Origin of the sequence: Streptomyces sp. NPDC053367 (genome assembly GCF_044545925.1) — a bacterium.
Taxonomy (GTDB): Bacteria; Actinomycetota; Actinomycetes; order Streptomycetales; family Streptomycetaceae; genus Streptomyces.
This window is the reverse complement of record NZ_JBITYN010000008.1, coordinates 104466-117653: the sequence shown is the minus strand read 5'-3', so window position 1 is coordinate 117653 and position 13188 is coordinate 104466. Positions and strand designations below refer to the sequence as shown.

Below are 13188 nucleotides of genomic sequence, written 5' to 3'. Positions count from 1 at the left end.
GGGCATCAGACGTTCCTCTCGTCGGGGCGGGTCCAGCCGCCCTGATAGACAAAGGCACCCCAGTCCCGGTATTCGGGGAACCGTGCCCGCGTGACGTTCTGAGCGTGCCGGAACGCGCCCAGGGTGTCGTGCCGGAGTACGAGGTGCTGGTACAGCTCGCCGAAGAAGCAGGTCGCCGTCTCTGTCCGCACCGGCCACAGGCAGCCCACCACGGCTCGTGCCCCGGCGAGCAGGAATGCGGCCGGGAGGCCTCTGAGGTTGTCGGCGGAGTCGAAGCGGCCCAGGCCGGACTCGCAGGCACTGAGCGTGACCATGTCGACGCCGCGTAGGTCGGCGGCGAGCACGTCGTGCCCGAAGAGACGGCCGTCCCCGCCTTCCGCGGGCGGGTTGAGATACAGGCACTGGAACCACGAGGCCTCGGGGCTGTGCGACCCGTGCGCTGCGACGTGCACGTACCGGGCGCCCTGCGCACGCGCGAGCAGGGAGGCCGGTGTCGCGTCGGGTCCGACGAGGGCCTGCCCCTCCGCGGAGCGCGCCACCGAGACGGCGTGCTCGTCGAGCACCGGTTCCGGTCGCAGGCGCCACGGAGTGCCGCCCAGCGCGGCGCCCAGCGAGATGAGCCCCGTGCCGGTGCGGGAAGCGTCCTGCCCGGGTTCGGTGACGCACACCAGGCTCGGCACCGTACTGACGGTCCAGTCGTCGGCCAGAGGCTTTCCGCCCACCTGGAGAAGCGGGAACGGCAGGAAGTGGAACGGGCCGTGTCCCCAGAAGCACAGGTGCCGTTTGCCCTCGCCGTGCAGCCGCGCCAGCACGTCGGCGAGTCCGTCGCCGAAGAGCGTCGCGAAATCCAACTCCTCCTCGCCCTCCCAGGTCACCACGCCGTGCAGCGGATCCGCGCGCACCGCGGAACGGATGGAATCGACCTGGTAGGCGAAGGGATGCATGGTGTGGAGGTAGCCCTCCTTGCCGATCTTGATGACGCCGCCGGGAACCCCGTCGAAATTGCGCACCCGTACGTCCTGCACACCCTCCTGCGTGACGGTGACCAGATACAGTGCGGCGGACCGCTTGCCGTCCGAGTCCTTCGGCGCCGTGACACTGGTTTCCAGGCCGATGAACAGGCTGATCAGCACCGTGTCGGCGGGCAGCGCCGCGGTGACGTCGTCCAGGGTGGGATGCTGGGAGAGCTCCGTGGACCGCTCCAGCCCGTACAGACGGCGCGAGAGCCGGCGGTCGAAGGAGCGTCGGAGGTTGCTCAGCAGTTCCGCGTCGGCGTCGCCGTGGGCGCTCTCCCGGGATCCGGCGTAGCACAGCATTTCGAGGTCTTCGCCGATCTCGTGCAACCTTGGTGCTCCGGCCGCGCCCGACCGGCGTTCGAGGTCATCGATGCGGTGCAGCAGTTCGTCCAGCACCGGTGCGGGCTGCCGGGGGCCGCGGCCGGTCAGGGCACGCGAGAAGTCGAGCCCCTTGGCGGCGGCCATGAGCAGCAGCAGCGCACCCGGTGACGACGAGCCCACGGCCATCGCGGCGGCCAGACGCTGGGCGGCCATGTTGAGCGCGAACGCCGATTCCTCGAACAGAGCGGTGTCCAGCCACGGGGCCACGGCGATGCGCAGGAGCACCGCGGCACGGATGGCGTCCGAGGTGCTGCCCTCATAGGCGCAACTCACCAGCAGTTCCAGCTCGCGCAGGGCCAGATCCCGCAGTCCGAGGGTGCCGTAGTGCCGCGCGGCCTCCGCGTGCAGGTTGATCGCCTCGGCGAGGGCGCTGTCCTCGCGGTGGGCGACGGCGGCTCGGGCTGCCGTGCTGCCCAGCAGATGGATGACGGCCTCCCCGACCTCGGGCGGCTGGTTCCGTGTGTAGAGGTCGGCGTCGCGTACCAGTCGGTGAGCCGCTCTGGGGTCGCGGCCGTGATACAGATGGGCCGCCATGTGCAGGCGGGCCGCCGTCTGCCGCTCGGGGTCGTCGGCGACCTCCGCCAGAAGGCCGGAGAAGTCCTCCGGGCTGAGGGTGTCGTCGGGACAGGGGAGAGGATCGCCGGGGAGCACATGGACCTGGCTCTCCCAGGTCTCCCGCATGTGTTCCCGTTCGGGGAACGGCGTCAGTTCGGCGTGGACGGCCGCCACCACCTGCCGCAGGGCCTCCCGGTTGCCGGTCTCCCGCAGCAGGCACAGCACCTGGTCCGTCACCGCACCCGCCTCGCGCTTGCCGAAGCGCTCGACGAGTTCGGACACCGGCATGGGCAGGGCCTCGTCGAGCGTCGTGGGCGGTGCCTGGCCGTCCAGGGCCACGAGGATGCGGCGCAGCCGCGTCCAGTTGACCGGGTCCTTCGCCGGGTCGAGCAGCTCGGCGGCGGCCCGGCTGTTCGCCAGCCAGGCGTCCCGCATCCAGTCCTGCGGGTCTGGCTCCTGCATCAGCAGGGAGAGAGCCTCGTTCACCGCGTTGAGACAGCGGGCGCGCAGATGGCCCTGGCTCAGTCCGGCCGCCCCGTACAGATAGGGCAGCGCTTCCAGGGCGGCGTCCACCGGATGCGGCAGATTGTCGAGCGACTCTTCGTCCTCGGTGATCTCACCGGAGTAGAACTGACTGCGTATCAGGCCGCGGACCTGTCGTTCGCGGAAGCTGCTCGGGTCGTCGTGCGTGACCGGGCGGCCGGTGTGCGGATGGATCCGCAGGATGCCGGCGGCGTACATCGTGTCCGCCATTTCCTCCAGCTCGCCCAGCTCCCGCAGGGTGGCGATCTGCTCGTCGGCGATCGAGCAGGCCAGCCGCAGCCGATTGCCGCTGGGGCGCTCGACCAGGTCCAGGCGGACGGCCTCCACCAGCAGATCGGCCGCGCCCCACCAGGGCGAGGTGTGGGTGCGTCCCCACCGCTCCTCCGCCGCGGCCAGAATCAGCCGGGCCAGCAGATAGCCGCTCTCCGGGATGCCCAGGTGCACCTGGCGGAGACCCACCGAGACCAGCACGGCCGCCTCCTGCTCGGTCAGCTGCCACTGCGGTGAGCGCACGCGGCTCTCTGCCGTGTCCAGGCTGAGATGTCCCGCGTGAATCTCTCGTACGAGTTCGATGACCCCGTCGATCGCTCCGCTGTCCACGGCTTCCTCGTACTGCGCCACCATGACCTCCCCGTTTGCCCGCTCGAGACCGGCAGAGCCCGGGGGATCGTGGCACAGGACGGGCGGCACGATGGCGAAAACGGGACATCGAGGCGACGCCGGCCTGCCCCGGAAACGACAAGGGCGGAGCCGTGAGGCTCCGCCCTGCGAAGGCTGTGACGTTTCTGCTCAGCCGGTCGGTCGCTCAGCCCTCTTCGTGGGAGACCGCGCGCCGCGCGTCCGCGTCCAGGACACCCCAGCTGATCAGCTGCTCGGTGAGGACGGACGGGGACTGGTCGTAGATGACGGCGAGGGTGCGCAGGTCGTCCTGGCGGATCGAGAGCACCTTGCCGTTGTAGTCACCGCGCTGGGACTGGATCGTCGCCGCGTAGCGCTGCAGGGGGCCCGCCTTCTCGGCCGGCACCGTGGCCAGCCGCTCCAGGTCCAGGACCAGCTTCGGCGGGGGCTCGGCGGCGCCGCCGGGGGTCGTGCCCGGAAGCAGCTCCTGCACCGGCACGCCGTAGAAATCCGCCAGCTCGGCGAGGCGCTGCACGGTCACGGCACGGTCGCCGCGCTCGTACGAACCGACCACGACGGCCTTCCAGCGCCCCTGGGACTTCTCCTCGACACCGTGGAGGGAAAGACCCTGCTGGGTGCGGATGGCCCGGAGCTTGGCCCCGAGCTGTTTGGCGTATTCGCTGGACATATAGCTCCCCGGCACTGGGTCGACGCGGCCGGCTTGGTTTCCGTGCCGCGCGGCTGGTAACTCACTGTGAGGTTACGCAGCGTTACTCTGCCGCGTCAAGCCGAATGGTCCGCACCGGCGCTTCCGTGGTGGCGGGGTCCGATTGGGCCAAGGGGGTGACGAGAGGTGTCCCCGGGGCCTGCTACGGTGGATGGCGCAATCCCGACGTCCTTTAAGGTCCGTCCCGTGAGGCGGAGAAGGAGGTCCGTTTCGTATGGACGACAACCAGGACGCGCAAGCGTCCGATGCCCGGCCCGTTCTCGAAGGCCCTGACATCGCGCGGGTCCTGACCCGCATCGCCCACGAGATCGTCGAGCGCGCCAAGGGCGCCGACGACGTGGTGCTCCTCGGCATCCCGACCCGTGGCGTCTTCCTCGCCCAGCGGCTCGCCGTCAAGCTGGAGCAGATCACCGAGCGCAAGGTCCCCGTCGGCTCGCTGGACATCACCATGTACCGCGACGACCTGCGCATGCACCCGCCGCGCGCGCTGGCCCGCACGGAGATCCCCGGCGACGGCATCGACGGCAAGCTCGTCGTCCTCGTCGACGACGTGCTCTTCTCCGGCCGCACCATCCGCGCCGCCCTCGATGCCCTGAACGACATCGGGCGCCCCCGCGCGGTCCAGCTCGCGGTCCTCGTCGACCGCGGCCACCGCGAACTGCCCATCCGCGCCGACTACGTCGGCAAGAACCTCCCCACGTCGCTGCGGGAGACGGTCAAGGTCCAGCTCGCCGAGGAGGACGGTCGCGACACCGTGCTGCTCGGTGTGAAGCCGGCCGCCCAGTAGCAGGTCGGGCGCACGGCTCGCTTCGGCGTGCCCGCGTGTGCGCCGGATCGCCCTACTGCGCCCTCTGGGGGCATCCCCCAGACCCCCGGATCCCGAAAACTGCCTTACGGAGCCTGACAGATGCAGCGTCATCTCATCTCGGCCGCCGACCTCACCCGCGACGACGCCGTCCTGATCCTCGACACCGCCGAGGAGATGGCCCGGGTCGCCGACCGGCCGATCAAGAAGCTGCCGACCCTGCGCGGCCGGACCGTCGTGAACCTCTTCTTCGAGGACTCCACGCGCACGCGTATCTCCTTCGAGGCCGCCGAGAAGCGGCTGTCGGCGGACGTCATCAACTTCACCGCCAAGGGGTCGAGCGTCTCCAAGGGCGAGTCCCTGAAGGACACCGCCCAGACCCTGGAGGCCATGGGCGTGGACGCCGTCGTCATCCGGCACGGCGCCTCCGGAGCGCCGTACCGCCTGGCGACCTCCGGCTGGATCGACGCCCACGTCATCAACGCCGGCGACGGCACCCACCAGCACCCCACCCAGGCCCTGCTGGACGCCTTCACCATGCGCCGCCGCCTGGTCGGCCGGGACGCCGGCCTCGGCCAGGACCTGTCCGGCCGGCGCATCACCATCGTCGGTGACGTCCTGCACAGCCGGGTCGCCCGCTCCAACGTCGACCTGCTGCACACCCTGGGCGCCGAGGTCACCCTGGTCGCCCCGCCCACCCTGGTGCCGGTCGGCGTCGAGACCTGGCCCTGCGAGGTGTCGTACGACCTCGACAGCACGCTGCCCAAGTCCGACGCGGTGATGATGCTGCGCGTGCAGCGCGAGCGGATGAACGCCGCCTTCTTCCCGACCGAGCGCGAGTACTCCCGCCGCTACGGCCTCGACGGCGACCGCATGGCGCGGCTGCCCGAGCACGCCATCGTGATGCACCCCGGCCCGATGGTCCGCGGCATGGAGATCACCGCCGAGGTCGCCGACTCCGACCGCTGCACCGTCGTCGAGCAGGTCGCCAACGGCGTGTCCATCCGGATGGCCGTCCTCTACCTGCTGCTCGGCGGCAACGAGCCCGCCGTCGCCCACGCCCGCACCACTGAGGAGAAGTAAGACATGAGCAAGATCCTGATCCGTGGTGCGAAGGTGCTGGGCGGCGACCCGCAGGACGTCCTGATCGACGGCGAGGTCATCGCCGAGGTGGGCCGGAACCTGTCCGCCGAGGGTGCGGAGGTCGTCGAGGCGGCCGGCAAGGTGCTGCTGCCGGGCCTGGTCGACCTGCACACCCATCTGCGCGAGCCGGGCCGCGAGGACTCCGAGACGGTGCTGACCGGCACCCGCGCGGCCGCCTCCGGCGGCTACACCGCCGTGTTCGCCATGGCCAACACCTTCCCCGTCGCCGACACGGCCGGTGTGGTCGAGCAGGTCTGGCGGCTCGGCCAGGAGTCCGGCTACTGCGACGTGCAGCCGATCGGCGCGGTCACCGTGGGCCTGGAGGGCAAGAAGCTCGCCGAGCTGGGCGCCATGCACGAGTCGGCCGCGGGCGTCACCGTCTTCTCCGACGACGGCAAGTGCGTCGACGACGCCGTGATCATGCGCCGCGCGCTGGAGTACGTGAAGGCCTTCGGCGGCGTCGTCGCCCAGCACGCCCAGGAGCCGCGCCTGACCGAGGGCGCCCAGATGAACGAGGGCATCGTCTCCGCCGAGCTGGGCCTGGGCGGCTGGCCGGCCGTCGCCGAGGAGTCGATCATCGCCCGGGACGTGCTCCTCGCCGAGCACGTCGGCTCGCGCGTGCACATCTGCCACCTGTCGACCGCCGGCTCCGTCGAGATCGTCCGCTGGGCCAAGTCCCGCGGCATCGACGTCACCGCCGAGGTCACCCCGCACCACCTGCTCCTCACCGACGAGCTGGTGCGCAGCTACAACCCCGTCTACAAGGTCAACCCGCCGCTGCGCACCGAGCGTGACGTGCTGGCCCTGCGCGAGGCGCTCGCCGACGGCACGATCGACATCGTCGCCACCGACCACGCCCCGCACCCGCACGAGGACAAGGACTGCGAGTGGGCCGCAGCCGCCATGGGCATGGTCGGCCTGGAGACCGCGCTGTCGGTGGTCCAGGAGACGATGGTGGAGACGGGCCTGCTGGACTGGGCCGGGGTCGCCGCGCGCATGTCCTTCAAGCCGGCCGAGATCGGGCAGGCCAAGGGCCACGGCCGCCCCGTCTCGGCTGGTGAGCCCGCCAACCTCACGCTCGTCGACACGGAATACCGTGGCCAGGTGGACCCCGCGGGCTTCGCCTCGCGCAGCCGCAACACTCCGTACGAGGGGCGTGAGCTGCCGGGCCGTGTCACCCACACATGGCTGCGGGGCAAGGCCACCCTCGTCGACGGGAAGCTCACGTGACACCTGTAATCCTGCTGGCCGCCGAGAAGAGATCGGCCGAGGTCACCGACTGGGCCGCACGGCTCGGCTGGGTGATCGGGCTCGCGCTGTTCGTCGCGCTCGTCTACTGGCTGATGCGCGAGGGCTGGAAGTGGCGCGGCACGCTCCAGAGCGACCTGCCGGAGCTGCCCAGCGCGCCGGAGTCGACCGGCCCGGTGAAACTGAAGCTGAGCGGCCGCTACCACGGCTCCACCACCGCCGGCCAGTGGCTCGACCGCATCGTGGCGCACGGCCTGGGCACCCGCAGCCGGGCCGAGCTCACCCTGACCGACGCGGGACTGGACGTCGTACGACCGGGCGCGACGGACTTCTTCGTCCCCCGTGAGGCGCTGCGCGAGGCCCGCCTCGACAAGGGCATCGCCGGCAAGGTCCTCACCGAGGGCGGACTGCTCGTGGTGACCTGGGCGCACGGGGAGAAGCTGATCGACTCCGGCTTCCGCTCCGACCACGCGGCCGAGCACAACGAATGGGTCGCCACCCTCAACTCCATGATCGAATCCAACAGCACGGAAGGCGCCGAACGATGACGACCTCCACCAGGGGAACCGGAAAGGTTCCCGCCGTACTCGTCCTGGAGGACGGCCGGATCTTCCGCGGCCGCGCCTACGGGGCCGTGGGGGCGACCTTCGGCGAGGCCGTGTTCTCCACCGGCATGACCGGCTACCAGGAGACCCTCACCGACCCCTCCTACCACCGTCAGGTCGTCGTGATGACGGCCCCGCACGTCGGCAACACCGGCGTCAACGACGAGGACCCCGAGTCCCAGCGGATCTGGGTCGCCGGCTACGTCGTGCGCGACCCCGCGCGCGTGCCGTCCAACTGGCGCTCGCGGCGCTCGCTGGACGAGGAGCTGCGCGAGCAGGGTGTCGTCGGCATCTCCGGCATCGACACCCGCGCCCTGACCCGCCACCTGCGCGAGCGCGGCGCGATGCGCGTCGGCATCTTCTCCGGCAACGCCCTGCCGGACGAGGGCACCATGCTCGCCGAGGTCCGCCAGGCCCCCGAGATGGAGGGCGCGGACCTGTCGGCGGAGGTCGCCACCAAGGAGGCGTACGTCGTCCCCGCGATCGGCGAGAAGAAGTTCACCGTCGCCGCCGTCGACCTCGGCATCAAGGGCATGACCCCGCACCGCATGGCCGAGCGCGGCATCGAGGTGCACGTCCTGCCCGCCACCGCGACCGCCGAGGACGTCTACGCCGTGAACCCCGACGGCGTGTTCTTCTCCAACGGCCCCGGTGACCCGGCCACCGCCGACCACCCGGTCTCCGTGATGCAGGCCGTCCTGGAGCGGGGCACCCCGCTGTTCGGCATCTGCTTCGGCAACCAGATCCTCGGCCGCGCGCTCGGCTTCGGCACCTACAAGCTCAAGTACGGCCACCGCGGCATCAACCAGCCGGTGCAGGACCGTACGACCGGCAAGGTCGAGGTCACCGCGCACAACCACGGCTTCGCCGTCGACGCTCCGCTCGACAAGGCGACCGACACCCCCTTCGGCCGAGTCGAGGTCTCCCACGTCTGCCTGAACGACAACGTGGTGGAGGGCCTCCGGCTCCTCGACAAGCCTGCTTTCAGCGTCCAGTACCACCCCGAAGCGGCCGCCGGTCCCCACGACGCCGCCTACCTGTTCGACCGCTTCGTGAAGCTCATGGAGGGCCAGCGTGCCTAAGCGCACCGATATCCAGTCCGTCCTGGTCATCGGCTCCGGCCCGATCGTCATCGGCCAGGCCGCCGAGTTCGACTACTCCGGCACCCAGGCGTGCCGGGTCCTGAAGTCCGAGGGCCTGCGGGTCATCCTCGTGAACTCCAACCCGGCGACGATCATGACCGACCCGGAGATCGCCGACGCGACCTACGTCGAGCCGATCACCCCGGAGTTCGTCGAGAAGATCATCGCCAAGGAGCGCCCCGACGCGCTCCTGCCCACCCTGGGCGGCCAGACGGCCCTGAACACCGCGATCTCCATGCACGAGCAGGGTGTGCTGGAGAAGTACGGCGTCGAGCTGATCGGCGCCAACGTCGAGGCCATCCACAAGGGCGAGGACCGCGACCTGTTCAAGGACGTCGTCGAGGAGGTCCGCAAGAAGATCGGCCACGGCGAGTCCGCCCGCTCGGTCATCTGCCACTCCATGGACGACGTCCTCCAGGGCGTCGAGACGCTCGGCGGCTACCCCGTCGTCGTGCGCCCCTCCTTCACCATGGGCGGCGCCGGCTCCGGCTTCGCGCACGACGAGGAGGAGCTGCGCCGCATCGCCGGCCAGGGCCTCACGCTCTCCCCGACCACCGAGGTGCTCCTGGAGGAGTCCATCCTCGGCTGGAAGGAGTACGAGCTGGAGCTGATGCGCGACAAGCACGACAACGTCGTGGTCGTCTGCTCCATCGAGAACTTCGACCCGATGGGCGTGCACACCGGTGACTCGATCACCGTGGCGCCCGCGATGACGCTGACCGACCGCGAGTACCAGATCCTGCGCGACGTCGGCATCGCGATCATCCGCGAGGTCGGCGTCGACACCGGCGGCTGCAACATCCAGTTCGCGGTGAACCCGGTCGACGGCCGTGTCATCGTCATCGAGATGAACCCGCGGGTCTCCCGCTCCTCGGCGCTCGCCTCCAAGGCGACCGGCTTCCCGATCGCCAAGATCGCCGCCAAGCTGGCCGTCGGCTACACCCTCGACGAGATCCCGAACGACATCACCCAGGAGACCCCGGCCTCCTTCGAGCCCACGCTCGACTACGTCGTCGTCAAGGCGCCGCGCTTCGCGTTCGAGAAGTTCCCGCAGGCCGACTCCACCCTCACCACCACCATGAAGTCGGTCGGCGAGGCCATGGCCATCGGCCGCAACTTCACCGAGGCCTTCCAGAAGGCGCTGCGCTCGCTGGAGAAGAAGGGCAGCCAGTTCACCTTCGTCGGCGAGACCGGCGACAAGGAGACGCTGCTGCGCGAGTCGGTCCGGCCCACCGACGGCCGGATCAACACCGTCATGCAGGCCATCCGCGCCGGCGCCACCCCGGAGGAGATCTTCGAGTACACGAAGATCGACCCCTGGTTCGTCGACCAGCTCTTCCTCATCAAGGAGGTCGCGGACGAGCTGGCCGAGGCGCCCGAGCTGACCCGCGAGCTGCTCGCCGAGGCCAAGCGGCACGGCTTCTCCGACCAGCAGATCGCCGAGATCCGCGGCCTGCGCGAGGACGTCGTCCGCGAGGTCCGGCACGCGCTCGGCGTCCGCCCGGTCTACAAGACGGTCGACACCTGCGCCGCCGAGTTCGCCGCGAAGACGCCGTACTTCTACTCCTCCTACGACGAGGAGACCGAGGTCGCGCCCCGCGAGAAGCCGGCCGTCATCATCCTGGGCTCCGGCCCGAACCGCATCGGCCAGGGCATCGAGTTCGACTACTCCTGCGTCCACGCCTCCTTCGCGCTGTCCGACGCCGGGTACGAGACCGTGATGGTCAACTGCAACCCGGAGACCGTCTCCACGGACTACGACACCTCCGACCGCCTGTACTTCGAGCCGCTGACGCTCGAGGACGTGCTGGAGATCGTCCACGCCGAGCAGCAGGCCGGCCCGGTCGCGGGCGTCGTCGTCCAGCTCGGCGGCCAGACCCCGCTGGGCCTGTCGCAGGCGCTGAAGGACAACGGCGTGCCGATCGTCGGCACCTCCCCGGAGGCCATCCACGCCGCCGAGGACCGCGGCGCCTTCGGCCGCGTGCTCGCCGAGGCGGGCCTGCCCGCCCCCAAGCACGGCACCGCCACCACCTTCGCCGAGGCCAAGGCCATCGCCGACGAGATCGGCTACCCGGTCCTGGTGCGCCCGTCGTACGTGCTGGGCGGCCGCGGCATGGAGATCGTCTACGACGAGACGCGCCTGGAGGCGTACATCGCCGAGTCGACCGAGATCAGCCCCACCCGGCCGGTGCTCGTCGACCGCTTCCTCGACGACGCGATCGAGATCGACGTCGACGCGCTCTACGACGGCCAGGAGCTCTACCTCGGCGGCGTCATGGAGCACATCGAGGAGGCCGGCATCCACTCCGGCGACTCGGCGTGCGCCCTGCCCCCGATCACCCTCGGCGGCTTCGACATCAAGCGGCTGCGCGCCTCCACCGAGGCCATCGCCAAGGGCGTCGGCGTGCGTGGCCTGATCAACATCCAGTTCGCCATGGCCGGCGACATCCTCTACGTCCTGGAGGCCAACCCGCGCGCCTCCCGCACGGTCCCCTTCACCTCCAAGGCGACCGCGGTGCCGCTCGCGAAGGCCGCCGCCCGGATCTCGCTGGGCGCGACCATCGCCGAGCTGCGCGAGGAGGGCCTGCTCCCGGCGAACGGCGACGGCGGCGAGCTGCCGCTGGACGCGCCGATCTCCGTCAAGGAGGCCGTCATGCCGTGGTCGCGCTTCCGCGACATCCACGGCCGCGGCGTGGACACCGTCCTCGGCCCGGAGATGCGCTCCACCGGCGAGGTCATGGGCATCGACTCGGTCTTCGGCACGGCGTACGCCAAGTCGCAGGCCGGCGCCTACGGCCCGCTGCCCACCAAGGGCCGCGCGTTCATCTCCGTCGCCAACCGCGACAAGCGCTCGATGATCTTCCCGGCGCGCGAGCTGGTCGCCCACGGCTTCGAGCTGCTGGCCACCTCCGGCACCGCCGAGGTCCTCAAGCGCAACGGCATCAACGCCACGGTCGTGCGCAAGCAGTCCGAGGGCACCGGCCCGAACGGCGAGAAGACCATCGTCCAGCTCATCCACGACGGCGAGGTCGACCTCATCGTCAACACCCCCTACGGCACCGGCGGCCGCCTCGACGGCTACGAGATCCGTACGGCGGCCGTGGCGCGGTCGGTCCCGTGCCTGACGACGGTCCAGGCGCTCGCCGCGGCCGTCCAGGGCATCGACGCCCTCAACCACGGAGACGTGGGCGTCCGATCGCTCCAGGAACACGCCGAACACCTGACCGCGGCCCGCGACTAGCAGCCCACGAGGGGGACACCGGAAACGGTGTCCCCCTCTTCATGAGGACATCGCCCCATGTACAAGCTCTTCTTCACCCTCGTCTTCAAGCACATGGACCCCGAGAAGGCCCACTACCTGGCCTTCCGCTGGATCCGCCTCGCCGCCCGGATCCCGGTGCTGCGCACGTTCGTCGCGGCCGTCCTCGCGCCCCGCCACAAGGAGCTGCGCACGGAGGCCTTCGGCCTGCGCATGCACGGCCCCTTCGGGCTCGCGGCCGGGTTCGACAAGAACGCCGTGGCGATCGACGGCATGTCGATGCTGGGCTTCGACCACGTCGAGATCGGCACGGTCACCGGTGAGCCGCAGCCCGGCAACCCCAAGAAGCGGCTGTTCCGCCTGGTCGCCGACCGGGCGCTGATCAACCGCATGGGCTTCAACAACGACGGCTCGCTGGCCGTCGCCGCCCGTCTGGCCTCCCGGGAGCCCGTCTTCAAGACGGTCGTGGGCGTCAACATCGGCAAGACCAAGGTCGTCCCCGAGGAGGAGGCGGTCCTCGACTACGTGAAGTCGGCCGAGCGTCTCGCGCCGTACGCCGACTACCTGGTCGTGAACGTCTCCTCGCCGAACACGCCGGGCCTGCGCAACCTCCAGGCGGTGGACCACCTGCGCCCGCTGCTGAGCGCCGTACGGGAGGCGGCCGACCGGACGGTCACCACGCGCCGGGTGCCGCTGCTCGTGAAGATCGCCCCGGACCTCGCCGACGAGGACATCGACGCCGTCGCCGACCTCGCGGTCGAGCTGGGCCTGGACGGGATCATCGCCACGAACACCACCATCGCGCGTGAGGGGCTCGGTTTGAAATCCGAACCTTCCCTGGTCAAGGAGACCGGCGGTCTGTCCGGCGCGCCGCTGAAGGCCCGCTCCCTCGAGGTCCTGCGCCGCCTCTACGCGCGCGTGGGGGACCGCATCACCCTGGTCGGCGTCGGGGGCATCGAGAACGCCGAGGACGCCTGGCAGCGCATCCTGGCCGGCGCCACCCTGGTGCAGGGCTACAGCGCCTTCATCTACGAGGGCCCGTTCTACAGCCGCGCCCTGCACAAGGGCCTCGCCGCCCGGCTGCGCCAGAGCCCGTACGCCACCCTCGCCGACGCGGTCGGCGCCGACGTGAGGAACGCCCGATGA

9 protein-coding genes are annotated in these 13188 nt (G+C 70.5%); 7 read left to right on the top strand and 2 right to left on the bottom strand.

The window, feature by feature from the left end; translation table 11 throughout:
- Window positions 1-5 precede the first annotated feature (5 nt).
- Window positions 6-3119, bottom strand: coding sequence for a CHAT domain-containing protein (locus ACIGXJ_RS22875; RefSeq protein WP_399648349.1), 3114 nt, complete (start codon window positions 3117-3119; stop codon window positions 6-8).
- 181 nt (window positions 3120-3300) lie between these two features.
- Window positions 3301-3801: a transcriptional regulator BldD gene (gene bldD / locus ACIGXJ_RS22870; protein ID WP_129796818.1), complete on the bottom strand. Its 501-nt coding sequence runs from the start codon at window positions 3799-3801 to the stop codon at window positions 3301-3303.
- 253 nt (window positions 3802-4054) lie between these two features.
- Here bldD and pyrR point away from each other — a divergent pair, with 253 nt between their 5' ends.
- The 7 genes from pyrR (at window position 4055) to ACIGXJ_RS22835 (ending at window position 13188) form a co-directional block, all read left to right on the top strand.
- Window positions 4055-4627 (top strand): bifunctional pyr operon transcriptional regulator/uracil phosphoribosyltransferase PyrR, encoded by a 573-nt coding sequence (gene pyrR, locus ACIGXJ_RS22865; RefSeq protein ID WP_399648345.1) that lies wholly within the window; start codon window positions 4055-4057, stop codon window positions 4625-4627.
- A gap of 120 nt (window positions 4628-4747) precedes the next feature.
- The gene (locus tag ACIGXJ_RS22860; protein WP_399648343.1) at window positions 4748-5728 is read left to right on the top strand and encodes an aspartate carbamoyltransferase catalytic subunit; all 981 of its coding nucleotides are present in this window, start codon (window positions 4748-4750) and stop codon (window positions 5726-5728) included.
- A 3-nt stretch (window positions 5729-5731) separates the two neighbouring features.
- On the top strand, window positions 5732-7018 hold the full coding sequence (locus tag ACIGXJ_RS22855; RefSeq protein ID WP_399648340.1) for a dihydroorotase: 1287 nt from the start codon (window positions 5732-5734) through the stop codon (window positions 7016-7018).
- Window positions 7015-7584: a hypothetical protein gene (locus ACIGXJ_RS22850; RefSeq protein ID WP_399648338.1), complete on the top strand. Its 570-nt coding sequence runs from the start codon at window positions 7015-7017 to the stop codon at window positions 7582-7584. Before ACIGXJ_RS22855 ends, ACIGXJ_RS22850 begins: the two co-directional genes overlap by 4 nt.
- Window positions 7581-8723 (top strand): glutamine-hydrolyzing carbamoyl-phosphate synthase small subunit, encoded by a 1143-nt coding sequence (carA, locus tag ACIGXJ_RS22845; RefSeq protein ID WP_399648335.1) that lies wholly within the window; start codon window positions 7581-7583, stop codon window positions 8721-8723. The genes ACIGXJ_RS22850 and carA overlap by 4 nt, the downstream gene beginning before the upstream one ends.
- Entirely contained in the window at window positions 8716-12024 is a 3309-nt protein-coding gene (carB, locus tag ACIGXJ_RS22840; RefSeq protein WP_399648333.1) for a carbamoyl-phosphate synthase large subunit, read from the top strand. Before carA ends, carB begins: the two co-directional genes overlap by 8 nt.
- 57 nt (window positions 12025-12081) lie before the next feature.
- Complete coding sequence (locus ACIGXJ_RS22835) at window positions 12082-13188, top strand: quinone-dependent dihydroorotate dehydrogenase (RefSeq protein WP_399648330.1); 1107 nt, start codon at window positions 12082-12084, stop codon at window positions 13186-13188.